Raw genomic sequence first — 26,504 nt, 5'->3', positions numbered from 1 at the left:
GGAGTAAATGGGGTGACACGTGCTCGTGGGGTACGGCGGATGCGTGAGTACGCACGAGTACCCGCTTTACGCGCACAGCGGACACATCAGTCCACCAGCCGTATCTGGCCAGGCAGCCGCGTCAGACCACCGCAACGCGTGCGGCCACCCGTCCCTTCACCACCGCCTTCGCGCCTACGGGGTCGCGGCCTGGAGCGTGGCGGGGAGGCGCTAGCGTGGTGTGACGTGGATCTCGACGCCTTCACCGAGTTGCTCACCCCGCGCGGGCAGCGCGCTCTGGCCGAGGCCGTCGAGCTGGTGGGGGCCGATCCGGTGGCCGCCGCGACGAGACTGCGCAGGACGTACGACGCCGCGCTCACCTCGGCCGCGCTCACCCAGGCGGGGCTACGCGACCGCGCCAGAGCCAAGTTCGGCGCCGACGCGGCCAGCATGTACTTCACTCCGCACGGCCTGGAGCAGGCCACCCGCGCCGAGGTCGGCGCCCACCGCGCCCGCCGCCTGGCCACACCCACCGACGGAACGCGGGCCACATCCGGCGAAGCGCAGGGCGCGGCCAGGGAAACGCCGGTCGCGGCCGGTGGCAGGCCTGGCTGGGCCGGAGAAACGCGGGTCGTGACCAGTGGAACGCGGGTGGTGGACGTCTGCTGCGGGATCGGCGGCGACTTCATCGCGCTGGCCCGCGCCGGGTGCCTCGTGGACGCCGTGGACCTCGATCCGCTGACCGTCGCGGTCGCCCGGGCCAACGCCGAAGCGCTCGGGCTCGGGGAGCGGGTCACCGTCCGGGTGGGCGACGCCGCGACGGTCTCGCCGGAGGAGTATGACTGGCTGTTCGCCGACCCTGCCCGCCGTACGAGCCGGGGCAGGACGTTCGACCCCATGGCCTACTCGCCACCGTGGCCGGTCGTGCTCGACCTGGTCGCCAGGGCCCCGCGGGCCTGTCTGAAGGTGGCTCCGGGGATCCCGTACGAGTTCATCCCGGCCGGCGCCGAAGCCGAGTGGGTGTCGTACAAGGGCGAGGTAAAAGAAGCGGCCCTCTGGACAGGCTCCATCGACGCCACGACCAGGGCCGGCACCCCAGACACAACCGGCGCCCCCAGAACAGACGAAGCGCCCACAATCGGCGCCACAGGTCCGATCGGCGCTGTTGAGCGGCCGGGCGATGTGGTGCCACCGGCGACGGTGCCCGGTGGTGCGGTGCGGCGGGCGACGTTGCTGCCCGGTGGGGAAACGCTCGTCGCCCGCGGGGTCGAGGCGCAGATCGGTCCCGTCGGGCGCTATGTGTACGAGCCCGACGGGGCCGCGATCCGTGCACACCTCGTCGGGGAGGTCGCCGAGATGGTCAATGGCCGCCTCCCCGACCCGATGATCGCCTACATCACGAGCGACGAGGCGTTCGACACCCCGTGGGCCGCGCGTTACTCGGTGGAGGAAGTGCTGCCGTTCTCGCTGAAGCGCCTCCGCGCCACCCTTCGCGAGCGGCAAATCGGAAATGTCGTTATCAAGAAGCGAGCCTCGGCAGTCGACATCGAGCGGCTCAGAAATGACCTCCGGCTTTCTGGCGATAAATCAGCGGTAATCGTCCTTACCCGCGTGATGAATAAGCCTTCCGTCCTGATTTGCCATGCCGCCCCACCTGCATAAATGACAAATCCGGGCGTTCCCGGGCCAATACCTATCTTTCACTTCGCCCCTGACTTACCTTGATCGAGAGGCTAAGGTGGGCACGCTGGCGGTTAGCCGCGCTCTCTTTCTTCCATCTGCAAACCGGACCTATCCCACCGCTGCGCGGCAGACCGTCGGCGAGCGAAGGAGCCTTTCGGTGGATCACTCCAACCACACCACCCTTCTACAGGCAGGCGGCGATTCCGCCATCTCCGAAAGGATGCGGGACCTGCTGGCGCGTGCTTCCCAGGATCACGTCTACGAGCAGCGCACCCAGGGCGCCGTCCTCGACGAGATCCGCCAGCGCCTCGAAGGTATGGAGTGGCTGCTGCGCGAGGTCCGCGAACGGGAGCTCGGCGGGCTGAGCGGCACGCTCGAGACGGTGAGCGGGCGGCTTGACGACATCGCGGCCAAACCGCCGATGTGGGCCGAGGGTCTCGCCCAGCATGTGGAGGCGGTACGCGACCACGTTGACGCCGTCGGCGAGCAGGTGGGCACCGTTGACGCGCATGTGGAGTCGGTTCATCAGCGGGTGGCGCCGGTGTCGGAGCTGCCGGGGCTCTGGGCCGAGGTCGGCAGCGTCGGCGACAACGTGGACGAGGTGCTCAAGAAGCTGCAGTCGGTCCTCGACTGCACCGACGGCATCACCAAGCAGATGGGTGATCTGGGCATGAGGCTGGGCCGGCTCACCACGGGCATGGAGGCCGCCGCCAACCGCTTCACCCGCATCGACAAGTCGCTCGCCGAGCTGACCGCCCGTACCGACCGTGTCGAAAGCGCGGTGCTGGAGCTGCCCGACGGCTTGGAGGGCAAGCTCGCCGCCACGGCCGAGCAGCTCGACGACAAGCTCACCGCCACCGCCGCACAACTCACCACCGCCACCGAGCAGCTCGACAGCAAGCTCACCGCCGCAACCGACCAGCTCGACGGCAAGCTCACCGCCACCGCCAACCAACTGGGCGGCAAGCTCACCGCGGCGACGGACCGTCTCGGCGCCCAGGTGGACGGCACCGAACAACGCCTCGTCGGCCGCCTCGACGACGCTGAGCAGCAACTGGCCGACCTGGACCAGCGACTCGCCGGCCGCCTCGACAAGACCGAGCAGACCCTGACCACGCGTATCGACAGGGCCGAGCAGACCCTGATCGCGCGTCTCGACAGGACCGAGCAGGGTCTCACCGCCCGTGTGGGCGAGTCCGAGCAGGGCCTGTCCGGCCGCCTCGGCGAGACCGAGCAGCGCCTGACCGGTCGCCTCGACGTCGTCGACGGCAAGCTGCTCGACGCCCAAAGCGGGCTCGGCGGCGTCGACCAGCACCTCAACTCCGTCAACAGTCACCTGTCCCGCCACGACGACCGGTTCGACGCGCTCGACGGCCGTGTCGACGGCCACTTCATCCGGCTCGACGAACGCCTGGCCGTCGCCGACCGGCACCTCACCGAGTCCGCCACCCGCAACGAGGGCCGCTTCAACCAGCTCGACAACGGCCTGGAGTCACTCGACGAACGCCTGGGTGAGGTGGAGGAGCGCCTGACCACCCGCTTCGACGGCCTGGACAACCAGCTCACCGGCGTCAACGCCACCGTGACGGGCCTGAGCGAGCGGCTCACCGAGGTCGACCTCTCCGTAACCGGCCTGAACACCCGGCTGGCCGGCGTCGACACCTCGATCAACGGTCTCGGCACCTCGGTCAACGGCCTCGGCACCCAGCTCAACAGCGTGGAGACCAACCTGACCGGCCTCGCCGTACGCGCCGAACAGGCCAACGAGCACCTCGAAGCCGTCGACGACCGCATCGAGGCCGTCAACCAGCGCATCGGTCAGCTGCCCGCGACGCTCAGCATCGGCGAGCGAGTGCGCGAGCTCCTCGACTCCCAGACCACCGACCAGGGCGAGCACCTGACCGCCGCCGCGTCCGCGCTCACGGAGCTGGTCGCGGCGCGCCCCGACCGCTCCGAGCTCACCCAGACGGTCACCGACATCGTCGAGCCCGCCACCGGCGACCTCACCAAGCGCCTGGGCGCTCTGGAGGAGACCATGCTCGCCCTCGCCGAAGCCCTCCTCCGCCCCACCAGAAAAGACTGACCTCCCTGTACGGCACAGCCAAGGTCACCCGCACGCGCCGACCTGGGCGCGCGACCTTCCTGGCCGGTCGTGAACGCTCACGGGGTCCCCGCCGTGACGACGCGCATCCTGGGCCGTCGCCGGGGCAGGCCGACACCCCGTCGCGCCGGACGTCCACCCCCGCGTACCGGGGAACAATTCCGGTGAGACAGGCCACGTGAACACCGCCTCAGCATCGGCCACGATCCCTTCCAGCTCCCCCGGGGCGGTTTCGGCCCACCGTAGCGGGCACGTAGGTCATCTCACGGCTCGCCATGTCACATCGGGAGCCCCGCCACGCAGCTGTTGCGTGAGAACCCCACCACACAACAAGGAAGCAGGAATGAAGGTACTTCTGGCAGGAGCCACCGGCACCGTCGGCACCGAGCTGATCCCCCAGCTGATCTCCGCCGGCCACTCCGTGCTCGGCCTCACCCGTACCGAGCGCGGTGCCGCCAAGCTGGCGGAGGCGGGCGCGACCGGCCTGGTCGCGGACATGATGGACCGCGACGCCCTGCTCGCCGCGGTGAAGGGTCATCAGGCCGACGCGGTGATGCACCAGGCGACGGCGATCACCGGCGTGCCGCTGTTCCACCGTGCGCTGTATCCGACCGGCGCGCTGCGCGAGCGGGGCACGGCCAACCTGATCGCGGCCGCCGAGGAGGTCGGCGCGCGCCGCTTCGTCGCGCAGTCGTTCTTCCTCGGGTACGGCTACCGCGACCACGGCCCGGAGCCGGTGACCGAGGACCGGCCGTTCGCCGAGCCCGCCAGGGGCCCCTTCGGCGTGCACATGAGGACGTTGCGCGCCAATGAGGAGCAGGTGCTCAACACACCGGGCATCGAGGGCATCGCCCTGCGCTACGGCCTGTTCTACGGCCCCGAGGTGACCACGCGGAAGATGATGGCCATGGCGAGGCGGCGGATGCTGCCGGAGGTGCACCCGGCCAGCGTCATCTCGCTCGTGCACATCCACGACGCCGCCTCGGCCGCCGTCGCCGCGCTCGACCGGGGCCGGCCCGGCCGGGCGTACAACGTCGCGGATGACGAGCCGGTGAGCTTCGACGAGTACGTCCGGGCGCTGGCTCGGGCGGCGAAAGCCCCCGCACCGCCGCGGGTGCCCGGCTGGTTGCTGACGCCGACGCCGTACATGCGGGCCTTCATGACGGGCGTTCGCATCCGGGTGTCCAGCGAACGCGCGAAACGGGAGCTCGGCTGGGCGCCCGCCTACCCCTCCTACCGCGACGGCCTGTGAGCTGCCACAGGCGCGGCGGGCCTGGCGCGGCGGCGCCGCCAGTACGCGACGGTGAGCGCTCCCAGCAGCGGGCCCCACAGCAGCAGCGGCGCGTAGGCGGCGACGGCCAGCAGGCCCTGCCAGTCGTGGAACTCCAGAGGGAAGTCCGCGGGCAGCGGGCGGCCGTAGATGTCGTGTCCGGCTGAGGTGGCGACCGCCGCCAGCGTCCACAGCCAGGTGAGGACGACCGCGCCGAGCCCGGCGGGGACACCGGCGACCAGCACCGGAACCCGCTTCCCGCGCAGACCCGGGATCCAGCGCGGGAACACCTCTCCCCACGCGGAGATCAGCCCGATGGCGGTGAACGCCACCAGCTCGGAGAAGATCGACAGCAGCACCACGTACAGCTCCATCGGGAGCCATAACGGGATGTCCCCGGCGCCCTGCTCGCCGTGACCGATCGGCAGGTGCAAGGTGACCGCCGCGATCCGCCAGACGCTGGCCGGCAGCACGGTGAACGGGATGGCGTAGGCGGCGATCCGCGCCCAGCGGGGCACTCCGGGCACGGGGGCGTGGGCGGCCGTCCAGGCGGCGCGTAGCCGCCCGGTGGTCGGCGGTACTTCGGTGAGGGTGGTCATCGGCGGTCCTTCGGGCCTGCGGGCATGGCTTGCCCGATCTACCTCGAAGATCGCAGCCGCGTCAGGGCCGGCTCATCGCCCGCCGGAGGGAACCGCCTCCCCCGCAGGGGGGAACGGCCCCAACGCGCCCGTCATACGTGCACGGTCGTGATCGGCATCGACGAGTCAGCCGGGATGTCCAGCGCCGACGGGGTGACGCCCGCCGCGACCAGGTCGGACCCCAGCGCCGCGACCATGGCGCCGTTGTCGGTGCACAGCCCGGGCCGCGGCACCCGCAACCGTACGCCCGCCGCGTCACACCGCTCCTGGGCCAGGGCACGCAGCCGGGAGTTGGCCGCGACACCCCCGCCGATCAGCAGGTCGCGCACCTCGTACTTCCGGCAGGCCTGCAGCGCCTTGCGGGTCAGCACGTCGACCACGGCCTCCTGGAAAGAGGCCGCCACGTCGGGCACGTGGATGGACTCGCCGGCCGTCTCGCGGGCCTCCACCCAGCGCGCCACCGCGGTCTTCAGCCCGGAGAAGGAGAAGTCGAGCGTGCCGTCGTCGATCTTGCCGCGCGGGAAGGCGATGGCCGTGCCCGAGCCGGAGGTGGCCGCCTTGTCGATGTACGGGCCGCCGGGGAACGGCAGGCCGAGCACCCGCGCCACCTTGTCGAACGCCTCCCCGGCCGCGTCGTCCACGGTGGAGCCGAGCGAGATCACGTCTTCGGCGACGTCGGGCACGAGCAGCAGCGACGAGTGGCCGCCCGACACCAGCATGGCGATGCACGGCTTGGGCAGCGGGCCGTGTTCGAGCTGGTCGACGGCGACGTGGGCGGCCAGGTGGTTGACGCCGTAGAGGGGCACGCCGAGGCCGAGCGAGTAGGACTTGGCCGCGGCGACGCCGACGAGCAGCGCCCCGGCCAGCCCCGGGCCTGCGGTGACGGCGATCGCGTCGATATCGGAGAACTTCAGCCCGGCCTGCGCCAGCGCGGCCTCCACCGTCGGCGTCATCGCCTCCAGGTGGGCTCGCGAGGCGACCTCGGGCACCACGCCGCCGAACCTGGCGTGCTCCTCCATGCTGGAGGCGATCGTGTTGGCCAGCAGCGTGTGGCCCCTGACGATGCCGATGCCGGTCTCGTCGCAGGACGTCTCGATGCCCAGGACCAGGGGTGCGTCAGCCATCCAGCTTCCTTCTCATCATGATCGCGTCGGTGCCGTCGTCGTAGTAGCGGCGGCGCCGGCCGATCACCTCGAACTCGAAGTGCTCGTAGACCCCCCGCGCCTGCGGGTTGTCGGCGCGCACCTCCAGGAAGATCTCCCGCGCCGCGCGCCGGCCGGCCTCGGCCAGCAGCTCCGCCAGCAGCGCGCCGCCGATCCCGGTGCCCTGATGCGGGTAGTCGACCGCGATGGTCTGAACGTCGGCCTGGTCGGCCGCGGCGGCCAGACCGGCGTAGCCGACGATCTCCTCACCGACGACGGCCACCACGTAGTGCCTGGTCCGCGGCTGGTCGGCCAGCTCGCCACGGAGCATGCCCTCGCTCCACGCGTCCATCGGAAACGTGTTGCGCTCGATCTCCATGACCGCCGGCAGGTCGGCCTCGGTCATCTGCCGGAGCCGCACGTCCATCTGCCGGAGCTTCATGCCGTCACCCGCTTGGGCGCGCCGGGCACCACCGCGTCGGGGCGCCGCAGGTAGATCGGGCGCGGCGGCCCGAGCGCCACCCCCGCCGCGATGCCCTCGGCCGCCAGGGCGGCCAGGAACCCGGCATAGGGGTACGGCGGAGCGTCGGATCGCCCCAGGAGGTCGGGGTAGAGCCCGGCTCCGGCACCGGCCACGGGCAGGCCGTCCACCGGCACATCGGCGGGCCGGTCGACGAACGGCCCGTCGAGCCTGGTGCGCGCGTCCGCGTAGCGGGCCCAGAACACCTCCTTGCGCCGCGCGTCGGTGGCGACCAGGAACGGTTCGGTGAACCCGCTGCCGTAGGCGACGGCGTCGAGGGTGCAGATGCCGTACGCGGGGACGCCCAGCGTGGTGGCGAGCCCCTGCGCGGTCATCAGCCCGACGCGCAGCCCCGTGTAGGGGCCGGGGCCGCTGCCCGCGACGACGGCGGTGACGTCGGACAGGACGGCGCCCGCCTCGCGCAGCACGGTTTCGACGGTGGGGACGAGCAGCTCGCCGTGTCGCCGGGCGTCGATCGTCGTCGACTCGGCGAGCACTCGCTGCCCGTCATGGAGGGCGGCCGTGACGGCGGGCGTCGCGGTATCAAAGGCCAGGACCAGCACGACTGTTTAGCCTACCTGCCTGGCGGGTCACGCCCAGCCGGTGCGCAGTTTCAGCCAGTCGAGCGCCACGACGCCCTGCGCCCGCTGGAACGCCCTGACCGTGGGCAGGCCGGGCGGCGACGGCCGGCGGCCCTGCCGTACCAGGTAACCCGTGAAGGCGGCGATCACCGCGGTGGCGGCGGGATCGGGGTCGGGGAACAGCTCCTGCGGCGGCGGGCCGCCCTGCATGGCGACCGACGGCAGCATGCCCAGGAAGTCGAACCAGCTCGCGCCGACGCAGGCCCACGGCCAGTCGACCACGTAGACGCGGTCCTCGGTGAGCAGCAGGTTGTCGGCCCGCAGGTCGGCGTGGAGGAGCGTGTCGCCGGCGGCGGCGTCGGCCCAGCCGGACTCCAGCTCGGCCAGCGCGCCGAGGTGGCGCAGCGCCCAGAGGTCGAGGCCGGTGGTGTCCTCGTCGAGCAGCGAGCGCCAGCCGCGGAAGGCCTCCCCGAACGCCTCCGCGACCGGCGGCGCCTCGATCGGCGAGGGCGTGAGCGCGGCGGACATGCGCCGTACGGCCTCCATCACCCGGTCGAGCTCGTCGCGGCGCCAGGGCAGCTCGGGGTGGCGGCCCTCGATGTCCTCGAAGACCAGCACCACCCAGCCCTCGATCTCGACGTCGTACTGGAGCCGCGGCGCGGGCACGGACTCGGGCAGGGCGGCGGCGATCCTGGCTTCGGCCTGGTAGAGACGGACGCTGTCAGGGTTCGGCTCCGGGCCGACGGCTTTGACGAAGGCGCGCCGGCCGTTGGCGGCGCGGAGCCGGGCCGCCGCCGCGGGCGAGAACCCGCCCTGCTGCGTCACGGCCTCGGTCACGGGAGCGCCGAGGAACTCCTCGACGGCCGCGCGGGCGGCCGGGTGCACCTCCGGCCAGGGAACCCGCGCGCCCGAGGCGGGCGGGTTGCGCTCATCGCTCACGCTCGGGAAGCGTAGACGATGATGTTGTCGAGGTATTCGCCCTTGGCGTAGTCGAACTTGCCGCCACAGGTCACCAGCTTGAGGCCGTCTCCGCCGTAGACGCGCTCGGCCGGGAAGTGCTCCTTCGCCACCTGCTCGATCGAGTCGACCTTGTACTTGACGACCTTGCCGTCACTCCGCTCGACCTTGACGATCTCGCCCTTGCGTACCTGCCTGAGCTTGTAGAACACCGCCGGGGCCGTCTTGGTGTCGACGTGGCCGATGATGACCGAGGCGCCCTTGTCGCCGGGCACCGCGCTGCCGGTGTACCAGCCGGCCATCTTGGGCTTCTCGTACGGCGGCAGCTCGACCTCGCCGTCCTTGCTCAGGCCGAGCTTCATCAGCGGCGCCTCGACCTCGATCGACGGGATGTCGATGCTCTGGGGCACGACGGAGCCGGTCGTCTTGGTGGTGTTCTGGTAGGACTTGCCGAACGCGACCAGCAACAGCCCGGTGACGGCTCCCGCGAGGACCACGCGTCCAGGGCGGGCCATCGGCTAACCCCGGACGCGGCGCTTGATCAGCAGCCCGGCCGCCGCCAGCACGGCCACGCCGGCCAGCACGCCGCCGACCGGCATCCCCGAGTCGTCGTCGATGTCCTTGCCGAAGGTGCCGCCGCCGCCCGCTCGGGGTGCCTTGGTGGGCTTGGTGTCGTCGTCCGAGGTGTCCGCGGTCGCTCTGACGACCTGCAGAGTGGCCTTGCCTGTGTCGTTGGTGCCGTCGCACTTGACCTCGACCAGGTAGGAGCCGCGCTTGACGGTGCTCGACACCTGCGCCTCGCCGCGTACCCACGGGTTGGCGGCCGTGACGCGGCCGGTCGGCGTGGGCGTGGCCGTGGCGGCGGTCGGCGCGGTGGTCAGCGGCACGCCGCTGAGGAACGCCTTGGACGCGGCGGTGCCCGTGTGCGCGGGGCCGCCGGTGGGGACCGGGCAGTTCGCTAAGATCCACACCTTGGAGTTCTCACCCGCGGTGACCTTCGCGGGGCTCAACTGCACGAGGATGGGCTTCCTGCTGGCGGTCGGAGTGGCGCCGAGCGTGGGGGTGGTGCTGGCCGAGGCTGATGGTGTGGCGGTCGGTGTGGTTTGGGCGGAGGCTGAGCAGCCGACCGCGCCGATCATGACGATGGCTCCCGCGTACGCGACTCGCCTGACCCTGAGCACCGCCGCACCCCACTCCGCGCCGTCCTTCACCAAGCATCCACCAAAAAAGTGGACGCCGCCCCTCCTGATACCCAGATTTTCTGGGCGAACCCTTACCAATGATCATGTTTTCTATCGATGGTGAGGTAGATCAAGGGTGACAGCTTTGCCGGAAGACAGGGCGGATTTTACTTTTCCGCAGGTTCGGACGGCGTGTCGGCCCACCGGGCGCCGACGCCGCGCAGCGTCACGATGCGGGCGTCGTCGCCACTCTCACGGTCGATGTGGATCTCCAGCCGGTCGTCGGACAGCCCCTCGACGAGTCCCTCGCCCCACTCCACGACCGTCACCGACTCGTCGAGCGAGGCGTCGAGGTCGAGGTCGTCGACCTCCAGGTCACCGCCCAGCCGGTAGGCGTCGGCATGGACGAGTGGCGGGCCCTGCCGGAGCGACGGGTGCACCCTGGCGATCACGAACGTGGGCGAGGTGATCGGGCCGCGTACCTTGAGCCCTTCGGCGATGCCCTGCACGAGCGTGGTCTTGCCCGCGCCGAGGGGGCCGGACAGGATGACCAGGTCGCCGGGGCCCAGCAGGCCGGCCAGGCGGGCGCCGTAGGCGCGCATGTCCTCGGCGGTCGGGAGCCTCTCCGCCACTACAGCTCCACTCGCTTGATCAGGTCGCGCAGCGCGTCGTTGACCACGCCCGGGCGCTCCAGCTGGATCAGGTGCGACGTGTCCGGCACCTCGGTGAGCTGGGCCTCGGGCAGCGCGGCGGCGATCGCCTTGCTGTGCTCGGGCGGCGTCAGCCAGTCCTTGTCGCCGACCAGGATCGCGGTCGGCACCGGGTCGAGGACGTGCAGGGCGGCCAGCTTGTCGTGGTTCATCAGCGCCGGGTAGAAGTCGGCGAACACCTCGGTCGGCGTCGCCCTGATCATCGTCTCGGCGAAGTCGACCAGGGTGGGGCTGACGTTCTTGGAGTCGCCGAAGCCCATGAGACGGGTCATCAGGAACGCGATGTCGCTGCCCGCGTGGCGGGTCTTGTCGACGAACGAGCCCCGCTTGCCCAGCATCGAGATCGTCGGCGGAGCGATCTTGTGCACGACCTTGGACAGCAGCGCGGGCAGGCCCAGCGTGAGCTCGGCCAGCTTGCCCGCCGAGGTGGCGATGAGCGACACCGCGCGGATCTTGTCACCGAACAGCTCGGGGTGGCGGTCGGCCAGCGCCATGATCGTCATGCCGCCCATGGAGTGGCCGACCAGCACGCACGGGCCGGGTACGAAACGGTCGATCACCTCGGCCAGGTCGTCGCCCAGCCGGTCGATCGTGCTGTCCTCGGCGCTCGCGCGCTGGGAGCGGCCGTGGGAGCGCTGGTCCCACAGCACCATGCGGTAGTTGTCGCGCAGGTCACGGCGCTGGTAGTGCCACGACTCCAGGCTCAGGCAGTAGCCGTGGCAGAACACGATGGTCAGCGGCGCGTCCTCGGGCCCGTCGAGCTCGACGTGCAGGGCCGTGCTGTCGGAGGTGATGAGCGTGCGGTCCCGGCCGCGCAGCTCGCCGAACCGCTCGCTGGCCTCGGCGTCGGGGCGCAGCCTCATGCGGCCCACCGCGTAGCGTTTGGCCAGTGCCGCGGCGGCCACACCGGCCGAAGCGGCACCGACGATCGCGCCGGCGATCCCGACCTTCCGCCGTGTTGTCGTCGTCATGTCCCTGATCCCCTATACACCCGCGGCACCCGCGAACCGATCCTGGTCACGATCTCATGCGTAATCGTGCCGAGGTTATCCGCCCACTCCTGAGCGGTCGGCTCACCCCTCCCACCTGGCCCGAACAGGATGACCTCGTCCCCCGCGGCCAGCGGGTCGTCGCCCATGTCGATCATGAACTGGTCCATGCACACCCGGCCGGCTATCGCCCTGCGGCGGCCGCCTGCCAGCACCTCCGCCCGCCCCGTCGCGTGCCTGAGGATCCCGTCGGCGTACCCGAGCGGTACCAGGCCAAGCGTGGTCTCGGAACTCGTGACATAAAGGTGTCCGTAGGACACTCCTGAGCTCTCCGGCACCCGCTTGGCCAGCGCGATCCGCGCCACCAGCGTCATCGCCTGCCGCAGCCCGAAGTCGCCCAGCTCGGGGACCGGGCTGAGCCCGTACATCGCGATGCCGGGCCGGACCATGTCGTAGTGGGTGCGCGGCAGCGTCAGGATCGCGGCGGAGTTGGCCAGGTGCCTGATGACGTGGGACCCGGCCGCGCCGGCCTGCTCGGCCTGCTTGAGCGCCGCCTCGAAGGCCTCGATCTGCCGGTCGATCGAGCCGTGCCCCGGCATGTCCGCGCAGGCGAAGTGCGACCACAGGCCGACGATCTCGATGACGCCCTCGGCCTGGAGGGCGAGCGCCCTGGCCAGCAGCCCCGGCCAGGCCGCGAGCGGTGAACCGCCCCTGCTCATGCCGGTGTCGGCCTCAAGGTGCGTCCGGGCGGTCCGCCCGGTGCGCCGCGCCGCGGCGGCGATCTCGTCGAGCAGCCCCTCGTCGGCCGCCGACAGCTCGATCTCGGCTTCGAGCGCCTCGTCGAGCGGCTCTCCCGGCGTGATGATCCAGGACAGCAGCGGCGCGGTGATGCCACCGGCCCGCAGCGCGAGCGCCTCACGGATGTAGGCGGTGCCGAGCCTGCTCGCGCCGCCCTGCAGCACGGCCTCGGAGGTCGGGACGAGCCCGTGCCCGTAGGCGTCGGCCTTGACGGCCCCCAGCACTTCGGCGCCGCCCGCGCGCTCCTTGAGCAGTGCCACGTTGTGCCTGATCGCGGCCAGATCGACCCGCGCCTCCGCGGGCGTCGCCATCGGGGATGTCATCCCTCCAGTCTGGCAGCTCACTCGCGTGGTCGAGCGCGATTCGCCCTCTTGGGGCGACGACCGCCCTCCGGCTCACCTGGGAGAACGCGATGCGCCCCGCAGTATGCGGATCGCCGCCGGCACCGCCTCGGCCACGTCGGCGGCGGTCAGCGGGGCGTCGTCTGCCGCGATCCGCCCCGCCAGCCCGTGCAGGTAGGCCCCGCACGAGCCCGCGTCGAAGCAGTCGAGCCCCTGCGCCAGCAGCGCGCCGGCCACGCCGGAGAGCACATCGCCCGTGCCACCGGTGGCCAGCCACGCGGTGCCGGTCCCGTTGACGCGTACCGGCAGGTCCCGCGCGGCCACGACCGTGGTCGAGCCCTTGAGCAGCACGGTCACGCCCAGCTCCGCCGCCGCCCGGCGGGCGTGTTCGAGCCGGCCCGCCTCGATCGCCGCGCGGTCGGCCCCCAGCAGCCGCGACAGCTCCCCCGCGTGCGGCGTGATCAGCACCGGCGCGGTACGGCGGAGCAGCGCCCTGTCCCCGGCGACCAGGGTCAGGGCGTCGGCGTCGATCAGGACGGGCACGTCACTGGCCAGCACCCTGGCGGCCAGCTCGTGCGCCCAGTCACCGGTGCCGAGACCCGGTCCCAGCACCCATGCCTGCACCCGCCCGACCTCGTCGATCGACGGCTCGCTCAGCTCGGTGATGACCGCCTCGGGCCAGCGGGCGCGTACCTGGGTCACCGGCTCCGCCGGCCCCACGTAACGCACCATCCCCGCGCCCGCGCGCAGCGCTCCGCCCACGGCGAGCACGGCGGCGCCCGTGTAGCGGTCACTGCCCGCCGCTACACCCAGGACGCCCCTGCGGTATTTGTCGGACTCGCCCATCGGGTGCTTCAGCAGGCCGTAGACGTCATGGTGGGAGAGCGACACCACGTCGGGATCGGGCAGGTAGGGGTCGAGCCCGATGTCGATCAGCTCCAGCTCGCCCACGTAGCTCGCACCCGGATCGACGAGCAGCCCGGTCTTGCGGGCTCCCATGGTCACCGTCACCTGGGCCCCGACGGCCGCCCCGGCCACCTGACCGGTGCTCGCGTCGACGCCGCTGGGCACGTCCACCGCGACGACCAGGCCGGGCGCGGTGTTGGCCGCCTCGGCCAACCGTGCGTACGGCTCCCGCAACGCGCCGGTCGCCCCGATGCCCACCAGCCCGTCGACGATCAGCTCGGCCCGGTCGAGGGCGTCCGGGCCGGCGATGGTGCCGCCCGCCCGGCGGAACGCCTCCAGACCGGCCTCGTGGGTCTTGGCGCCCGCCAGGACGGCCTCGACCCGGGCGCCGCGTCCGGCCAGCCGGGCTCCGGCGTAGAGGGCGTCGCCGCCGTTGTCACCGCTGCCGATGAGCAGCAGGACGCGCGTGCCGTACACCTTGCCGAGCAGGCCGGCGCAGACGGCGGCCAGGCCGGCGGCGGCGCGGTCCATGAGCGTGCCGTCGGGCAGCCGCGCCATCAGCGCGCGCTCGGCGGTCCTGATCTGGTCGGCGGTGTAGGCGGTAGGCATGATCCGAAGCTATCCTTCCGCGATCACGTAGGCCATCGCCACACCGGCGTCATGGCTGAGCGAGACGTGCCAGCGCTTGACGCCCAGGCCGTAGGCGACTTCGGCGGCCTTGCCGGTGACGTGGAGCTCGGGCTTGCCGGTCTCGTCGCAGCGCACCTCGGCCTCCAGGTGCCCGAGCCCTCTCGGCGCGCCGAGCGCCTTGGCGACGGCCTCTTTGGCGGCGAACCTGGCCGCCAGCGAGTGCACCGCGAGCGGCCGTTCGACCTCGGTGAACAGCCGCTCGCGCAGCCCCGGCGTGCGCTCCAGCGCCGACTCGAACCGCGCGATGTCGACGACGTCCACGCCGATGCCCAGGATCATCCCCCCAGGTTAACGGGCCCGCCTACAACCAACTGGCCCGGACGCTGTCGGCCGGCCCGTCATCGGGCCGCGTGCCGAGCTCGCCCTTACCCACCCTTGCGAGCAGGCGGCTGACGCTGTCGATGATCTCGGGAACGCACCCGCGCAGCGCGGCCACGTCCGCCGCGATCGACTCGTCGCGATCGACCCCCGCCTTCTCCAGCACGGCGTCCAGATCCGCCAGCTTGCCCGCCAGCCACGTCAGGGGATCACTCGACAGCTCCTTGTCGAACACGCGTGGGCCCGGGTTCCATTCGGTGAAGGCCGGGTGGTGATGGGTCCGGTCGAAGCTGCCGGGACGGCCGTCGACCGATTCCAGCAGGTCGACGCGCCAGATGGGCCGGTCGACGTTGATGGGCCTCGCCGAATAGATGGACCCTTTCAGCTGCCCTCGTTCGAGCATCCGTACTTCGAGACGTACGCCGTGCTCGGCTCCCTCCTGACCCTTGCCCGGGTTCGGATCGACGAAGTACAGATCGCTCACGGCCACGCCGATCCGCTCAAAACCGAAGATGTACAGCATGCTTTGGAGTATGAACAACCGCTTGGCCGCCTTCAACAGAGGGCTGCCAGCCTCCGTACGCCCTCGGCCAGTTCGGCGGCGTCGGCCGTGGCGGCGAATCCGAGGCGCAGCCACGCGGCGGGCACCTCGGTGGCGAAGAAGCGGCTGCCCGCGCTGACCGCGACCCCGAGCTGCCGGGCGGCGCCGGCGACCACCGGGTCGCTCAGCCCGTCGGGCAGGCGGACCCACAGGTGCAGCCCACCGGCGGGCACCCGCGCGATGGTCCAGCCCGGCAGTTCGCGCGCGACGGCGGCGGCCAGTTCCCCGCGCCGCTCCCGAAGGGCCGTGGCCAGCGTGCGCAGGTGCCGTTCCCAGGCCGGCGAGCTGACCAGCTCCAGTGCGGCCTCCTGAAGCGGCCGGGTGACGAAGAAGTCGTCGACCAGGCGGACCGCCCGCAGCCGCGCCATCACGGGCCCGCGCGCGATCAGCGCCCCGATGCGCAGGCTCGGCGCGGCCGGTTTGGTGAGCGAGGTCAGGTAGACGACGGTGCCGTCACGGTCGTCGGCCACCAGCGGAGGCGGCACGGGCCCACCATGGCCGAGGTGCCGGGCGAAGTCGTCCTCGATCACGAACGCACCCGCCGCCCTGGCCACCTCGACCACCTGACGGCGCCGCTCGGGCGCCTGCACCGCGCCGGTCGGGTTGTGGTGGGCCGGCTGGCAGTACAGCACCCGCGCGCGGGTCAGCTCGAACGCCTCGGCCAGCAGATCGGGCCGCAGACCGTCGGCGTCCATGGGCACCGGCACCGGGCTGAGCCCGGCCGCGCGGGCGGCGGCCATCGCTCCGGGGTAGGTGGGCGACTCCACCAGCACCGGGTTGCCGGGGCCGGCGATGGCGCGGAACGCCATCGACAGCGCACTCTGCCCGCCCGCCGTGATCAGCACGTCGTCCGGGGTGACGCCGCCACCCGCCATGGTGGCGAACACGGCGCGCAACGGCGCCAGGCCGGCCGCGGGCGCGCGGTCCCACGCGTCGGGGCGGCGGGCCGCGCGGCCCAGTGCCGCGGTCAGTGCCCGCGTCGGCTGCAGCGATCGATGCAGGTAGCCGCCGTCCAGCATGATCGTCCCGGCGGGTGGCGGGCCGAGCGCGTCGGTCAGTGAGCGAGTGTCCACGGCCCGGTCGGTGAGCGCGACCGTCTGCCAGGCGGTGTCGGCGACCGCGGCGCCCTTCCTGGCGCGCGGCGCCACGAACGTGCCGCTGCCCGGCCGGGTGATCACCGCGCCTTCGGCGGCCAGCGCGGCGATGGCCTGCGACACGGTCACCGGGCCCACCCGGTAGCGCTGGACCAGGTCGCGGCTGCTGGGCAGGCGGTCACCCGGCGCCATCCCGGACAGCAGGGCACGCAGCCGCACTGCCAGCTCCGCCGAACTGCTACTATCCGACATGAAACTGGATAATAGCGCTTTCAATAGCAGCTCTGAACCGCTACTCGACGTCGAGGCCCTGCGGGCCGACACTCCAGGGTGTAAGCAGGTCGTGCACTTCAACAACGCCGGATGCGGGCTGCTGGCCGCTCCGGTGCTGGCCACGATGGTCGACCACCTGCGACTGGAAGCCCAGATCGGCGGCTACGAGGCGGCGGCCGCCCGCGCCGGCCAGGTCCGCGAGTTCTACGCGGAGCTCGCCGGCCTGATCAACTGCCATCCGGAGAACATCGCGTTCGCCGGTAGCGCCACCCACGCCTTCGCCACGGCCCTGTCCGCGATCCCGTTCGAGGCCGGCGACGTCATCCTGACCACGCGCAACGACTTCATCTCCAACCAGATCGCGTTCCTGTCCCTGCGCAAGCGCTTCGGCGTGCGGGTCGTGCACGCGCCGGACGCGCCGGAGGGCGGCGTGGACGTGGCGGCGATGGCCCGGCTCATGCGGGTGCACCGCCCCCGGCTGGTGAGCGCCACCCACATCCCCACCAACTCCGGGCTGGTCCAGCCGGTCGCCGAGATCGGCCGCCACTGCCGCGAACTGGACCTGCTGTACATGGTCGACGCCTGCCAGTCGATCGGCCAGCGCCCCATCGACGTGGCCGAGATCGGCTGCGACCTGCTCACCGCCACCTGCCGGAAGTTCCTGCGCGGACCGCGCGGCTCGGGCTTCCTGTACGTGTCGGACCGGGTACTCAAGGCGGGCTACGAGCCGCTGTTCATCGACATGCACGGCGCGCGCTGGACCGGGCCGGACCGCTACCAGCCCGCCGAGTCGGCCTCGCGGTTCGAGGAGTGGGAGTTCCCGTACGCGACCGTGCTGGGCTGCGCGGCCGCCGCCCGCTACGCCCGCGGGATCGGCGTCGAGGCCATCGCGCGCCGCTCGCCCGCGCTCGCCGCCCGGCTGCGTGGCCTGCTCGACGCCGTTCCGGGGGTACGGGTGCTCGAACAGGGCTCCGAGCTGGGCGCCATCGTCACCTTCACCATCGAGGGCTGGCAGCCGGAGCCGTTCAAGGCGGCGATGGACGCGCGGCGGATCAACTCGGCGCTCAGCTTCCGGGAGTTCGCGCAGTTCGACTTCGGCGACAAGGACGTCGACTGGTGCCTGCGCCTGTCACCGCACTACTACAACACCGAGGAGGAGGTGGACCAGGTGGCCGCCGCGGTCGCGGAGCTGGCCGTCTAGAACGAGCCCCGCTGCCAGGGTCCCCAGATGGCGAAGGACATGCCCTCTTTGGACTGGATGTTGACGTACAGGGTGTGACCGCCGGGGCCGAAGGTGGAGCCCGCGAACTCCGCGCCCGGGTCTCCTTCCACCGGCTCCAGGCGGGCGAAGTCGAAGATCTCTCCCTTTTTGGTGAGGCCGCGCAGGAAGTTGTCGCCGTCGCCGTCCTCGCAGAGCACCAGCGTGCCGCGGGGGCTGGCCGTCACGTTGTCGGGCAGGTCCAGCACGGACGAGCGCGGCGACTCGTACACGAGCCTGAGCCGCCCGGTCCACGTCTCGTACGCCCACACCTGCCCGCGTCCCTTGCCGAACCCGGACGGCGGCGTGTCACCCTCGGCGGTGGCGCCGCCCTGGGTGGAGCAGAAGTACACGACGCCCTGGTGGTAGATGGCCCCTTCGAGCCGGGAGAAGATCGCCGCGCCCTCGGCCCGGCCCTGCTTGCCGACGGCCTGGACGGCATCGTCGTTCGACGGCTTGCCGGTGAAGGTGGGGTCGGGGTCGTCGATGGTCACCCATACCGTGTTGTACGTGACGCCGGCCCGCTGCCCCTTGGACAGGTCCTTGTGCGGGGAGCCCTTGATCGCGAGCATCTGCAGCCGGCCGCCGTCGAGCAGCCGCCCCGCCTTGAGCGGGTGCTTCGGCGGCGTGTAGCGGTAGAAGCCGGAGGCGAACGCGAAGCAGTCCTCGGTCAGGTAGAGGGCCCCGGCCTGCGGGTCGAACGCGGCCGACTCGTGCGCGAACCGGCCGGCCGCCTTGATCGGCTTGGCGTTGGAGGTGCCCGACACCGGCACCTCGAAGATGTAGCCGTGCTTGCGGGTCAGCTTGCTGTTGTCGTTGCCGTTGAAGTCGTTGGCCACGTCGGGGCCGTTGACGGTCTCCTCGCAGCTCACCCAGGCGTTCCAGGGCATGGGGCCGCCCGAGCAGTTCATCATGGTGCCGTTCAGCGACGGGGCGCTCTTGAGCACCTCGCCGTAACGGGTGACCTGGAGGGTCGAGGTGCCGCCGCCGGCCGCCGGGTCGTAGGCCTTGTCCTTGTCCCCGAACGCGCCGACCGGCCCGGCGACCTCGTGGTTGCGCACCAGGATCGCGGTGTCGCGCGGGCCGCGGAACGCGGCCATCCCGTCGTGCTTGCCCGGCACGATGGAGCCGTCGGAGTATTTGCTGCCCGCCGGGCTGAAGGAGCGGTACTTGAACCCCTCGGGCAGGTGCAGCCGGACCTTCCCATCACGCGCGTCGCGCACCGCCTTCAGCGGTCCGTACCCGGTCGCCAGGGCGACGCCGCCTCTGGCGCCCGCGCAGGCGACTCCGGCGAACGGCCCGGCGATGCCGGCCGCGGCGGCCAGACCTGCTCTGGTCAGAAAGCGACGACGATCCACAAGGCCTCCCAGGGCTCGGTATCCGAACAGTAGCCTCTGACAAATCGCCGCATGCCCCGTTTCACCGAGATCCCAGGCGGGAGCCGCCGCCCATACCCAGAACTGCGACGAAGTAATCCCATGTCTTTATCCACAGGCTGTGGACAAAGATTGGCACCCGTCGAGAGCGCGTTTGGACGTCGTCGCTACGCTGCCAAGGTGAACAACGGCTACGTTGAACTGAGCAGGGAGCAGTGGAGCGAACTCCGCAAGAACACGCCCTTGACTCTCACCGCGGCAGAGCTGGAAGAGCTGCGTGGCGTCGACGATCCCATCGACCTCACCGAGGTCACCGACATCTACCTCCCCTTGACCCGGCTGCTGAATCTCCACTTCACCGGGTCCAAACAACGCAGTAACGTGCTGAACGCGTTTCTCGAGCATCCGGGGCAGCGCGTGCCGTACATCCTGGGCATCGCGGGCAGCGTCGCGGTCGGGAAATCGACGACGGCGCGGCTTCTGCACACACTGCTGGCCCGCTGGCCGGAACACCCGCACGTGGAGCTGCTCACCACCGACAGCTTCCTCTACCCCAACGCGGTGCTGGAATCCAAGGGGATCATGCACCGCAAGGGATTTCCGGAGAGCTACGACCGCAGGGCGCTGGTCAGGTTCGTGGCCGAGGTCAAGGCCGGGCAGTCCGAGGTGCACGCCCCGGTCTACAGCCACCTCGAATACGACATAGTCCCTGGCGCAAAACAAGTGGTGAAAAATCCGGATATCTTGATCATCGAGGGGTTGAACGTGCTTCAGCCCGCCCCGCCCACGTCCCTCGCGGTCAACGACTACTTCGACTTCTCGATCTACGTCGACGCCAAGGTGGAGGACATCCGGGCCTGGTACGTCGACCGCTTCCACAAGCTCCGCCGCACCGCCTTCGAAGACCCCCAGTCGTACTTCAAGTACATCGCCGACCTGTCCGACGAGGAGGCGACGGAGTTCGCGGTCAACGTCTGGCGCGACATCAACGAGCGCAACCTGGTCGAGAACATCGCCCCCACGCGCGGCCGCGCCAGCCTGGTCATGCAGAAAGGCGCCGACCACTCCGTCAGGCGGGTACGGCTTCGCCGAACCTGAACGCCTCCTCGAACAGGTAGGCGGCGAACCTGCCCGCGCACCCCTGATCGTCGATGTCGGCGAACCAGCAGTCCTCGCCCTCGTCGTGGCACCTGAACGTCTCCCTCATGCGAAAAACCCTCGCGTACCACTGTCAACACATCATCAACATCCGATCGACAAGAATGACCCGGTGCTACATCTGCGATTGATCTGCCCGTCCGCCCGTACCGGCGAGGTGACGACCGTGCTCGACGAGTGCACGGGCGTCACCAACGTCGCCGTGCTGCCCGGCGCGGCCCGCGAGCCGGCCGGCGATCTGATCCTCTGCGACGTCGCCCGCGAGGCGGCCAACGAGGTGATCAGCAGGCTCAAGTGGGTGCAGGACGAGGGGTCCATCGCCGTCGAGCAGATCCACCTGGCCCTGTCCAAGGTGGCCGCGGACGCCGTCGAGGAGGCTCCCGGCGACCCCGACGACGCGGTCGTCTGGGAGGAGCTCGCCCACAAGGTGCAGGCCGAGTCGCGCATCACATGGGCGTACCTGGCCTTCCTCGCGATCGCCACGCAGCTCGCGGGCATCGGCGTCCTGCAGAACTCCCCCATCCTGATCGTCGGCGCGATGGTGCTCGGCCCCGAGTTCGGCGCGATCGCGGCCATCTGCTTCGGCCTGCTCCGCTTCCGCGGCCATCTGATCATCACCTCGGCCAAGACCCTGGTCATCGGGTTCGCGGTGGCGATCGCGATCACGTTCGCCTGCGCGCTGGTCTCGCGCTGGATGGGCTGGATCGACCTGTCCAATCTGCGGGTCAACGAGGAGGTCCAGTTCATCGTCAAGCCCGACCGCTGGTCGTTCATCGTGGCGCTGCTGGCGGGCGCGGCCGGGGTGCTGTCGATCACGGCCGGCAAGTCGTCTGCCCTGATCGGCGTCTTCATCTCGGTCACCACGGTCCCCGCCGCCGGCTACGTGGCCGTGGCGCTGGCGCTCAGTGACTGGGACGAGGTCGCGGGGTCGGTCGCGCAGCTCGCGCTGAACATCGTCGGCATGCTCATCGCGGGCACCGTCACCCTCGCGGTCCAGCGGAAATTCTGGCCTCAAGTAGGACATCGTTCATCCGTGTGAACGAGGCCACACCCCACCCCCGGCCAGTAGGGTCCAGATCATGCACATCCTCGCTACCGAGGGGCTGACCAAACGCTTCCCGACCGTCACGGCACTCGACCAGCTGACGGTCAACGTCGGGTCCGGCGTCACCGGCCTGGTCGGGGCGAACGGCGCGGGCAAGTCGACGCTGATCAAGATCCTGCTGGGCTTACTGCCACCGACCGGGGGCGGCGCGCGCGTGCTCGATCTCGACGTGACCACGCAGGGCGCCGAGATCCGCAGGTTCGTCGGTTACATGCCCGAGCACGACTGTCTCCCCCCTGACGTGTCCGCCACCGAACTGGTCGTCCACCTCGCCCAGATGTCCGGGCTGCCGCGCACGGCCGCCCGAGAGCGCGCCGCCGACGTGCTGCGCCACGTGGGACTGGCCGAGGAGCGCTACCGCGCCATCGGCGGCTACTCCACCGGCATGAAGCAGCGCGTCAAGCTGGCCCAGGCGCTCGTGCACGACCCCAAGCTGATCTTCCTCGACGAGCCGACCAACGGGCTCGATCCGCGTGGCCGCGACGAGATGCTGTCGCTGATCAGGCGCATCGGCACCGACTTCGGCATCAGCGTGCTCGTCACCTCGCACCTGCTCGGCGAGCTGGAGCGGATCTGCGACCACGTGATCGTCATCGACGCGGGCCGGCTGCTGCGCTCGTCCGCGATCGCCGAGTTCACCCAGGCCACGCAGACCGTCACGGTCGAGGTCGAGGAGGGCACGCAGCCGCTCGCCGAGCGGCTGTCCGAGCTCGGCCACACCGCCACCCAGCACGGCCGCCTGCTGGTGGTCGAGGTGACGGGTCCGGAGACGTTCGACGCGATCCGCGACGCGACCGTCGATCTCGACCTCTGCCTGATCCGGCTGGAACAGGGCCGCCACCGCATCGAGGACGTCTTCAGGGAGGAGGCGGCGAATGTCTGAGATCTATGACATCGGTTACCGCCATTACGACGGTCCGCGACTCGGCCGCGGCTACTCGACGCGCGCCCTGACCGTCCACAGCCTGCGCGGCGTCTTCGGCCTCGGCCGTACGGCACGCAGCAAGATCATGCCATTCGCCCTGGCCTTCATCATGCTGCTGCCCGCGATCGTGTCGATCGCGATGATGGCCCTGCTGAAGCAGCACGGCATGAGCTACACCGGCTTCGCGGTCTACATGCAGACGGTCCTGGCGATCTTCCTGGCCTCGCAGGCCCCGACGGTGGTCGCGCCCGACCTGCGCCACCGGGTACTGCCCCTGTATCTGTCACGTCCGGTCACGATCACCGAGTACGTGACCGCCAAGGTCACCGCCATGACCGTGGCGTTGTTCCTGCTGATCGCCGTGCCGCTGACGCTGATCTACGTCGGCGAGCTGCTCATCGACCTCGACGGGCCGCCGCAGACCAAGGAATACCTCGGGGCCATGGCCATGGCACTGCTGCTGTCGATCCTGCTGTCGTCGTTCGGCCTGGCCATCGCCTCGCTGACGCCCAGGCGCGGGCTCGGCGTCGCCTCCATCATCGCCGTCTACCTGCTGACCTCGGCCTCCACCCCGATCATGTTCGCCGCGCTGGATTCGTCGGGCTACCGGTCGGCTGCCGCCTGGGCCTGGCTGATCCACCCGTTCTGGCTGGTCGACGCCGTACAGGTGTGGCTGTTCAACACCACGTCCAACGCGCTGGACGGCAGCGGCTACCCGCCGGGGCCCGCCCCGGCGATCATCGTGGTCGTGCTCATCGCGATCGGACTGGGGGCGCTCGCGGCGCGCTACCGGAAGGCGGCCGCCCGATGAACATCGAACTCGCACAGGTCTCGCGCTGGTACGGCAACGTGGTGGCGGTCAACGACGTCACGATGACGATCGGTCCCGGCGTCACCGGCCTGCTCGGTCCCAACGGCGCGGGCAAGTCGACGCTGCTGCACATGATGGCCGGGTTCCTGGCCCCCTCGGGCGGCACGGTGACGATGGACGGCACCCAGATCTGGAAAAATCACCACATCTACCGGAACATCGGCCTGGTCCCTGAACGGGAGGGTGTCTACGGGTTCCTCACCGGCTGGCAGTTCGTTCTGTCCGCCGCCAGGCTGCACGGCCTGGCCGATCCGGTCGAGGCCGCCCGCAAGGCGCTGGCCACGGTCGAGATGGAGGAGCCCAAGGACCGCCGCGTCGAGACCTACTCCAAGGGCATGCGCCAGCGGGTGAAGGTCGCCGCCGCGCTCGTCCACGACCCGCCGGTGCTGCTGCTCGACGAGCCGTTCAACGGCATGGACCCGCGCCAGCGGATGCACCTGATGGACCTGATCCGCGCGATGGGCACGGCGGGCAAGACGATCCTGTTCAGCTCGCACATCCTGGAAGAGGTCGAGCGGGTCGCCCAGCAGATCGAGGTACTGGTCGCGGGCAGGCACGCCGCCTCGGGCAACTTCCGCGAGATCCGCCGGCTGATGACCGACCGGCCGCACCTGTTCAGGATCCGGTCGAGTGACGACCGGAAGCTCGCGGCCGCCCTGATGCTCGACAGCTCGGCGGGCGGCGTGGCACTCGGCCCCGACGGGCTGGAAGTCCAGGCGACCGAGTTCCGGCGCTTCGCGCGACTGCTGCCACGCGTCGCCCGCACCGAAGGCATCCACCTGCACCAGGTCTCCCCCGCCGACGAGGACCTGGAGAGCGTGTTCGCCTACCTGATCAACAGGAGTACCTGATGAACACGGTCGTTGCAGGGATCACCTACCGGGCGCTGCTAGGCAGGCGCCGGATTGTCCTGCTGCTTCTGCTGCCGTTGGCGCTGATCGCCCTGGCGGTCATGCTGCGCCTGTTCGGCGGCGCCAACGACCCGCACTCGGCCGAACTGCTGATGGAGAAGTTCGCCATCGGCACGATGCTCCCGCTGCTCGGCCTCATCGCGGGGACCGGGGTGATCGCCCCGGAGATCGACGACGGCACGATCATCCACCTGATGTCCAAGCCGATCTCCCGGCCGGTCATCGCGCAGACGAAGTTCCTGGTGGGCGCCTCGCTGCTGGCGGTGTTCGCGGCGGTCCCGACGTACTTCGCGGCCTGGCTGCTGGTGGGCAACGAAGACGACCTCGCGGTCGGCTTCGCACTCGGCGCGCTGGTCGCGGGCATCGCCTACGCCGCGGTGTTCCTGCTGCTCGGCATCATCACCCGGCACGCGGTCACGATCGGGATCATCTACGCGCTGCTGTGGGAGACGCTGGTCGGCTCGTTCGTACCGGGGGCGCAGAAGTTCTCCATCCAGCAGTGGGCCAACACGATCGCCGACCAGATCTCCGACAACCCGTTCCTGAAGACCAACGTGACGCTCGGCTTCGCCGTGCCGGCGCTGATCATCGTGACGCTGGGCGCGGTGCTCTGGGCGGGACAGCGGCTGCGCGTCTTCGCCCTCACGGACGACGAATAGCCGCACGCAGCGCCGCCCGGTCGAGCTTGCGCCTGCTGGATCGCGGGAAGTCCGCGAGCACCGCGATCCGGTCGGGCAGCGCGCCCACGTCGACCAGCGCGGGCAGCCGGGCGCGTACGGCCGCCTCCTGGAAGCCGTCGCCCGGCACCAGCGCCAGCACGACCTCCTCGTCGCCGGTGACCGGATCGGCCAGGCCGACGATAGCGGCGTCGGCCACGCCGGGCAGCGCCGCGATGGCCGGTTCGTACAGGCTCGGGTAGATGTTGAACCCGTCGCGAAGGATCATGTCCTTCTTCCGGCCGAGCAGCACGAGGCGGCCCTGCCCGTCCAGACGTACCAGGTCGCCGGTGGCCACCTCGTCGTGCGGCGGCTCGCCCAGGTAGCCGCGCGCCAGGTGCGGGCCGCTGACGATCAGCTCCTGGTCCTCGGTGAACCGCACGCCGACGCCCGGCAGCGGCGCGCCGAGCAGGTCTCCCTCCGCGCAGGCCAGCTTCTCCGCCGCGCTCGCCAGTGCGATGGGCAGCGCCTCCGTCATCGCGTAGATGCTCAGCACCTCCGCGCCCGGCGCGGCGGCGATCGCCTTCCGCAGTACGGCCGGCGGCGCGGGAGCCGAGCCGAGCAGCAGGTGGCGCAGGCTCTCCGGCAGCCGTTCCACCCGCTCGACGAGGGCGGCCAGCTCGACGGGCACGCAGTACAGGTGGGTCACCCGGCGCTCGAAGATCAACTTGTCCTGGCCGGGCATCGACCAGGTGGCGCCGCCGATGAGCGCGGGCAGGCCCAGCATCAGGCCGTCGGTGTGGACGACGTCGCCGGGTTCGACGGGGAAGCGGTCCCTGAAGATCTCCAGCCCGGCGGCGAGGGACGCGCGGGTGTGCACGACGGCCCTGGGGTGCGCGGTGGTGCCGGAGGTGAAGATCACCGCCGCCGGATCGTCCACGTCGCCGGTGACGGTACCGGTCAGCGGTCCGTTCAGGCCGCGTAAGCGTACGGCGTCCCTGGGCACGCCGGGCAGCCGGCGACCGGTGTAGGCGTGACGCAGCTCCAACTCCGGCAGCGGATCGCGGAGGTCGGGCAGGAGCACGCCCCGGCGCCTGGCCAGGGCGCGCAGCGGCGCGAACGACGTGACGGCGTACAGCAGCGACCCCGCCACCACCCAGCCCGGCCGGGCCAGCCGGAGCCGGGCCTGGAGGATCTCCGGCGCGAGACCGGGATCGGCGAGCACCAGCACCCCACCTGCGGCGACCACGCCCAGCGCCACGGCGATCGCGTCCGGCGACGGCTCGACGGCGTAGAGCACGCCGTCCCCGCGCGCGAGCCCCTCGGCCACCAGCCGGTCGCGGATGCGCAGCGCCCGCTCGCGCAGCCCGCCGAACGTCAGCTCCCGCCCCCGCGCCCCCACGATCGCCGTCGCCCCCGGCGTACGCTCACAGGCGGCGAACACCTGAGCCAGCAGATCGCTCCCCATCCCA

General features: G+C 71.0%; 27 protein-coding genes. 10 read left to right on the top strand and 17 right to left on the bottom strand.

The features are described 5' to 3' along the window. Nucleotides 1-225: 225 nt before the first annotated feature. The 3 genes from ACGFNP_RS16800 to ACGFNP_RS16790 all read left to right on the top strand — a co-directional run bounded on the left by ACGFNP_RS16800 (nucleotide 226) and on the right by ACGFNP_RS16790 (nucleotide 5,015). The gene (locus tag ACGFNP_RS16800; protein WP_393319299.1) at nucleotides 226-1,641 is read left to right on the top strand and encodes a methyltransferase domain-containing protein; all 1,416 of its coding nucleotides are present in this window, start codon (nucleotides 226-228) and stop codon (nucleotides 1,639-1,641) included. A 178-nt stretch (nucleotides 1,642-1,819) separates the two neighbouring features. Beyond that, the gene (locus ACGFNP_RS16795; protein ID WP_393319296.1) at nucleotides 1,820-3,745 is read left to right on the top strand and encodes a hypothetical protein; all 1,926 of its coding nucleotides are present in this window, start codon (nucleotides 1,820-1,822) and stop codon (nucleotides 3,743-3,745) included. Between the two features lie 361 nt (nucleotides 3,746-4,106). Then, nucleotides 4,107-5,015: an NAD-dependent epimerase/dehydratase family protein gene (locus ACGFNP_RS16790; RefSeq protein WP_393319293.1), complete on the top strand. Its 909-nt coding sequence runs from the start codon at nucleotides 4,107-4,109 to the stop codon at nucleotides 5,013-5,015. On the opposite strand, the gene ACGFNP_RS16785 is transcribed toward ACGFNP_RS16790, so the two are convergent. The 14 genes from ACGFNP_RS16785 to ACGFNP_RS16720 form a co-directional block, all read right to left on the bottom strand. Beyond that, the gene (locus ACGFNP_RS16785) at nucleotides 4,997-5,632 is read right to left on the bottom strand and encodes a hypothetical protein (RefSeq protein WP_393319290.1); all 636 of its coding nucleotides are present in this window, start codon (nucleotides 5,630-5,632) and stop codon (nucleotides 4,997-4,999) included. The genes ACGFNP_RS16790 and ACGFNP_RS16785 overlap by 19 nt on opposite strands. A gap of 131 nt (nucleotides 5,633-5,763) precedes the next feature. Next, entirely contained in the window at nucleotides 5,764-6,795 is a 1,032-nt protein-coding gene (gene tsaD / locus ACGFNP_RS16780) for a tRNA (adenosine(37)-N6)-threonylcarbamoyltransferase complex transferase subunit TsaD (RefSeq protein WP_358330524.1), read from the bottom strand. Next, the gene (gene rimI, locus ACGFNP_RS16775) at nucleotides 6,788-7,255 is read right to left on the bottom strand and encodes a ribosomal protein S18-alanine N-acetyltransferase (RefSeq protein WP_358330527.1); all 468 of its coding nucleotides are present in this window, start codon (nucleotides 7,253-7,255) and stop codon (nucleotides 6,788-6,790) included. Before rimI ends, tsaD begins: the two co-directional genes overlap by 8 nt. Beyond that, nucleotides 7,252-7,896, bottom strand: a complete 645-nt coding sequence (gene tsaB / locus ACGFNP_RS16770; protein WP_358330530.1) for a tRNA (adenosine(37)-N6)-threonylcarbamoyltransferase complex dimerization subunit type 1 TsaB — start codon at nucleotides 7,894-7,896, stop codon at nucleotides 7,252-7,254. Before tsaB ends, rimI begins: the two co-directional genes overlap by 4 nt. 27 nt (nucleotides 7,897-7,923) lie before the next feature. Then, entirely contained in the window at nucleotides 7,924-8,853 is a 930-nt protein-coding gene (locus tag ACGFNP_RS16765) for a phosphotransferase family protein (protein ID WP_393319286.1), read from the bottom strand. Next, nucleotides 8,850-9,386, bottom strand: coding sequence for a class F sortase (locus ACGFNP_RS16760; RefSeq protein WP_393319283.1), 537 nt, complete (start codon nucleotides 9,384-9,386; stop codon nucleotides 8,850-8,852). The genes ACGFNP_RS16765 and ACGFNP_RS16760 overlap by 4 nt, the downstream gene beginning before the upstream one ends. 3 nt (nucleotides 9,387-9,389) lie before the next feature. Continuing rightward, nucleotides 9,390-10,082, bottom strand: a complete 693-nt coding sequence (locus ACGFNP_RS16755; RefSeq protein ID WP_358330538.1) for a hypothetical protein — start codon at nucleotides 10,080-10,082, stop codon at nucleotides 9,390-9,392. A gap of 137 nt (nucleotides 10,083-10,219) precedes the next feature. Further along, the gene (gene tsaE, locus ACGFNP_RS16750; RefSeq protein WP_393319280.1) at nucleotides 10,220-10,684 is read right to left on the bottom strand and encodes a tRNA (adenosine(37)-N6)-threonylcarbamoyltransferase complex ATPase subunit type 1 TsaE; all 465 of its coding nucleotides are present in this window, start codon (nucleotides 10,682-10,684) and stop codon (nucleotides 10,220-10,222) included. After that, nucleotides 10,684-11,733, bottom strand: coding sequence for an alpha/beta hydrolase (locus tag ACGFNP_RS16745; RefSeq protein WP_358330544.1), 1,050 nt, complete (start codon nucleotides 11,731-11,733; stop codon nucleotides 10,684-10,686). The genes tsaE and ACGFNP_RS16745 overlap by 1 nt, the downstream gene beginning before the upstream one ends. Beyond that, nucleotides 11,730-12,872 (bottom strand): alanine racemase, encoded by a 1,143-nt coding sequence (alr, locus tag ACGFNP_RS16740; protein ID WP_393319276.1) that lies wholly within the window; start codon nucleotides 12,870-12,872, stop codon nucleotides 11,730-11,732. The genes ACGFNP_RS16745 and alr overlap by 4 nt, the downstream gene beginning before the upstream one ends. A gap of 72 nt (nucleotides 12,873-12,944) precedes the next feature. Then, nucleotides 12,945-14,405 carry an NAD(P)H-hydrate dehydratase gene (locus ACGFNP_RS16735; protein ID WP_393319274.1) on the bottom strand — a complete coding sequence of 487 codons (1,461 nt, stop codon included), beginning with the start codon at nucleotides 14,403-14,405 and terminating at the stop codon, nucleotides 12,945-12,947. A gap of 9 nt (nucleotides 14,406-14,414) precedes the next feature. Continuing rightward, the gene (locus tag ACGFNP_RS16730; protein WP_358330550.1) at nucleotides 14,415-14,765 is read right to left on the bottom strand and encodes a holo-ACP synthase; all 351 of its coding nucleotides are present in this window, start codon (nucleotides 14,763-14,765) and stop codon (nucleotides 14,415-14,417) included. Between the two features lie 22 nt (nucleotides 14,766-14,787). After that, complete coding sequence (locus tag ACGFNP_RS16725; protein WP_393319271.1) at nucleotides 14,788-15,327, bottom strand: hypothetical protein; 540 nt, start codon at nucleotides 15,325-15,327, stop codon at nucleotides 14,788-14,790. A 32-nt stretch (nucleotides 15,328-15,359) separates the two neighbouring features. Then, nucleotides 15,360-16,751 carry a PLP-dependent aminotransferase family protein gene (locus ACGFNP_RS16720; protein ID WP_393319268.1) on the bottom strand — a complete coding sequence of 464 codons (1,392 nt, stop codon included), beginning with the start codon at nucleotides 16,749-16,751 and terminating at the stop codon, nucleotides 15,360-15,362. A gap of 91 nt (nucleotides 16,752-16,842) precedes the next feature. Between ACGFNP_RS16720 and ACGFNP_RS16715 the strand changes: the two genes are divergently transcribed. Further along, nucleotides 16,843-17,973, top strand: a complete 1,131-nt coding sequence (locus tag ACGFNP_RS16715) for an aminotransferase class V-fold PLP-dependent enzyme (RefSeq protein WP_393319265.1) — start codon at nucleotides 16,843-16,845, stop codon at nucleotides 17,971-17,973. Here ACGFNP_RS16715 and ACGFNP_RS16710 read toward each other — a convergent pair. Further along, a complete protein-coding gene (locus ACGFNP_RS16710; protein ID WP_358330560.1) occupies nucleotides 17,970-19,388 on the bottom strand; it encodes an alkaline phosphatase PhoX in 1,419 nt (472 codons plus the stop codon). The genes ACGFNP_RS16715 and ACGFNP_RS16710 overlap by 4 nt on opposite strands. A 198-nt stretch (nucleotides 19,389-19,586) precedes the next feature. On the opposite strand from ACGFNP_RS16710, the gene coaA reads away from it, so the two are divergent. Continuing rightward, nucleotides 19,587-20,504 carry a type I pantothenate kinase gene (gene coaA / locus ACGFNP_RS16705; protein WP_358330564.1) on the top strand — a complete coding sequence of 306 codons (918 nt, stop codon included), beginning with the start codon at nucleotides 19,587-19,589 and terminating at the stop codon, nucleotides 20,502-20,504. On the opposite strand, the gene ACGFNP_RS16700 is transcribed toward coaA, so the two are convergent. Next, nucleotides 20,476-20,613 carry a hypothetical protein gene (locus tag ACGFNP_RS16700; RefSeq protein ID WP_219531460.1) on the bottom strand — a complete coding sequence of 46 codons (138 nt, stop codon included), beginning with the start codon at nucleotides 20,611-20,613 and terminating at the stop codon, nucleotides 20,476-20,478. The genes coaA and ACGFNP_RS16700 overlap by 29 nt on opposite strands. 63 nt (nucleotides 20,614-20,676) lie before the next feature. Between ACGFNP_RS16700 and ACGFNP_RS16695 the strand changes: the two genes are divergently transcribed. From ACGFNP_RS16695 to ACGFNP_RS16675, 5 genes are read left to right on the top strand one after another with little or no spacing between them, the layout of a single operon-like run. Beyond that, entirely contained in the window at nucleotides 20,677-21,603 is a 927-nt protein-coding gene (locus tag ACGFNP_RS16695; RefSeq protein WP_358330567.1) for a DUF389 domain-containing protein, read from the top strand. Nucleotides 21,604-21,643: 40 nt separating this feature from the next. Continuing rightward, a complete protein-coding gene (locus ACGFNP_RS16690; RefSeq protein ID WP_393319260.1) occupies nucleotides 21,644-22,552 on the top strand; it encodes an ABC transporter ATP-binding protein in 909 nt (302 codons plus the stop codon). Continuing rightward, nucleotides 22,545-23,405 carry an ABC transporter permease gene (locus ACGFNP_RS16685; RefSeq protein WP_358330572.1) on the top strand — a complete coding sequence of 287 codons (861 nt, stop codon included), beginning with the start codon at nucleotides 22,545-22,547 and terminating at the stop codon, nucleotides 23,403-23,405. The genes ACGFNP_RS16690 and ACGFNP_RS16685 overlap by 8 nt, the downstream gene beginning before the upstream one ends. Then, nucleotides 23,402-24,316: an ABC transporter ATP-binding protein gene (locus ACGFNP_RS16680; protein ID WP_358330575.1), complete on the top strand. Its 915-nt coding sequence runs from the start codon at nucleotides 23,402-23,404 to the stop codon at nucleotides 24,314-24,316. Before ACGFNP_RS16685 ends, ACGFNP_RS16680 begins: the two co-directional genes overlap by 4 nt. Continuing rightward, entirely contained in the window at nucleotides 24,316-25,035 is a 720-nt protein-coding gene (locus ACGFNP_RS16675) for an ABC transporter permease subunit (RefSeq protein ID WP_393319257.1), read from the top strand. Before ACGFNP_RS16680 ends, ACGFNP_RS16675 begins: the two co-directional genes overlap by 1 nt. Here the strand turns inward: ACGFNP_RS16675 and ACGFNP_RS16670 are convergent. Then, entirely contained in the window at nucleotides 25,019-26,500 is a 1,482-nt protein-coding gene (locus ACGFNP_RS16670) for a class I adenylate-forming enzyme family protein (protein WP_358330581.1), read from the bottom strand. The two genes, ACGFNP_RS16675 and ACGFNP_RS16670, sit on opposite strands and share 17 nt — an antisense overlap. Nucleotides 26,501-26,504: the final 4 nt, after the last annotated feature.

It is taken from the genome of Nonomuraea sp. NPDC049269 (assembly GCF_043197155.1).
Taxonomy (GTDB): Bacteria; Actinomycetota; Actinomycetes; order Streptosporangiales; family Streptosporangiaceae; genus Nonomuraea.
The sequence above is the reverse complement of the archived record's forward strand: the minus strand, read 5'-3'. Positions and strand labels throughout refer to the sequence as shown.

What these genes read in the sequence shown, in the direction of transcription:
- ACGFNP_RS16730 (WP_358330550.1), bottom strand. Translation starts at nt 14,765, where the DNA reads ATGATCCTGGGCATCGGCGTGGACGTCGTCGACATCGCGCGGTTCGAG.
- tsaD (WP_358330524.1), bottom strand. Translation starts at nt 6,795, where the DNA reads ATGGCTGACGCACCCCTGGTCCTGGGCATCGAGACGTCCTGCGACGAG.
- ACGFNP_RS16790 (WP_393319293.1), top strand. Translation starts at nt 4,107, where the DNA reads ATGAAGGTACTTCTGGCAGGAGCCACCGGCACCGTCGGCACCGAGCTG.
- ACGFNP_RS16760 (WP_393319283.1), bottom strand. Translation starts at nt 9,386, where the DNA reads ATGGCCCGCCCTGGACGCGTGGTCCTCGCGGGAGCCGTCACCGGGCTG.
- ACGFNP_RS16685 (WP_358330572.1), top strand. Translation starts at nt 22,545, where the DNA reads ATGTCTGAGATCTATGACATCGGTTACCGCCATTACGACGGTCCGCGA.
- rimI (WP_358330527.1), bottom strand. Translation starts at nt 7,255, where the DNA reads ATGAAGCTCCGGCAGATGGACGTGCGGCTCCGGCAGATGACCGAGGCC.
- ACGFNP_RS16670 (WP_358330581.1), bottom strand. Translation starts at nt 26,500, where the DNA reads ATGGGGAGCGATCTGCTGGCTCAGGTGTTCGCCGCCTGTGAGCGTACG.
- ACGFNP_RS16680 (WP_358330575.1), top strand. Translation starts at nt 23,402, where the DNA reads ATGAACATCGAACTCGCACAGGTCTCGCGCTGGTACGGCAACGTGGTG.
- ACGFNP_RS16745 (WP_358330544.1), bottom strand. Translation starts at nt 11,733, where the DNA reads ATGACGACGACAACACGGCGGAAGGTCGGGATCGCCGGCGCGATCGTC.
- ACGFNP_RS16690 (WP_393319260.1), top strand. Translation starts at nt 21,644, where the DNA reads ATGCACATCCTCGCTACCGAGGGGCTGACCAAACGCTTCCCGACCGTC.
- alr (WP_393319276.1), bottom strand. Translation starts at nt 12,872, where the DNA reads ATGACATCCCCGATGGCGACGCCCGCGGAGGCGCGGGTCGATCTGGCC.
- ACGFNP_RS16700 (WP_219531460.1), bottom strand. Translation starts at nt 20,613, where the DNA reads ATGAGGGAGACGTTCAGGTGCCACGACGAGGGCGAGGACTGCTGGTTC.
- ACGFNP_RS16675 (WP_393319257.1), top strand. Translation starts at nt 24,316, where the DNA reads ATGAACACGGTCGTTGCAGGGATCACCTACCGGGCGCTGCTAGGCAGG.
- ACGFNP_RS16720 (WP_393319268.1), bottom strand. Translation starts at nt 16,751, where the DNA reads ATGTCGGATAGTAGCAGTTCGGCGGAGCTGGCAGTGCGGCTGCGTGCC.
- ACGFNP_RS16735 (WP_393319274.1), bottom strand. Translation starts at nt 14,405, where the DNA reads ATGCCTACCGCCTACACCGCCGACCAGATCAGGACCGCCGAGCGCGCG.
- ACGFNP_RS16725 (WP_393319271.1), bottom strand. Translation starts at nt 15,327, where the DNA reads ATGCTGTACATCTTCGGTTTTGAGCGGATCGGCGTGGCCGTGAGCGAT.
- ACGFNP_RS16785 (WP_393319290.1), bottom strand. Translation starts at nt 5,632, where the DNA reads ATGACCACCCTCACCGAAGTACCGCCGACCACCGGGCGGCTACGCGCC.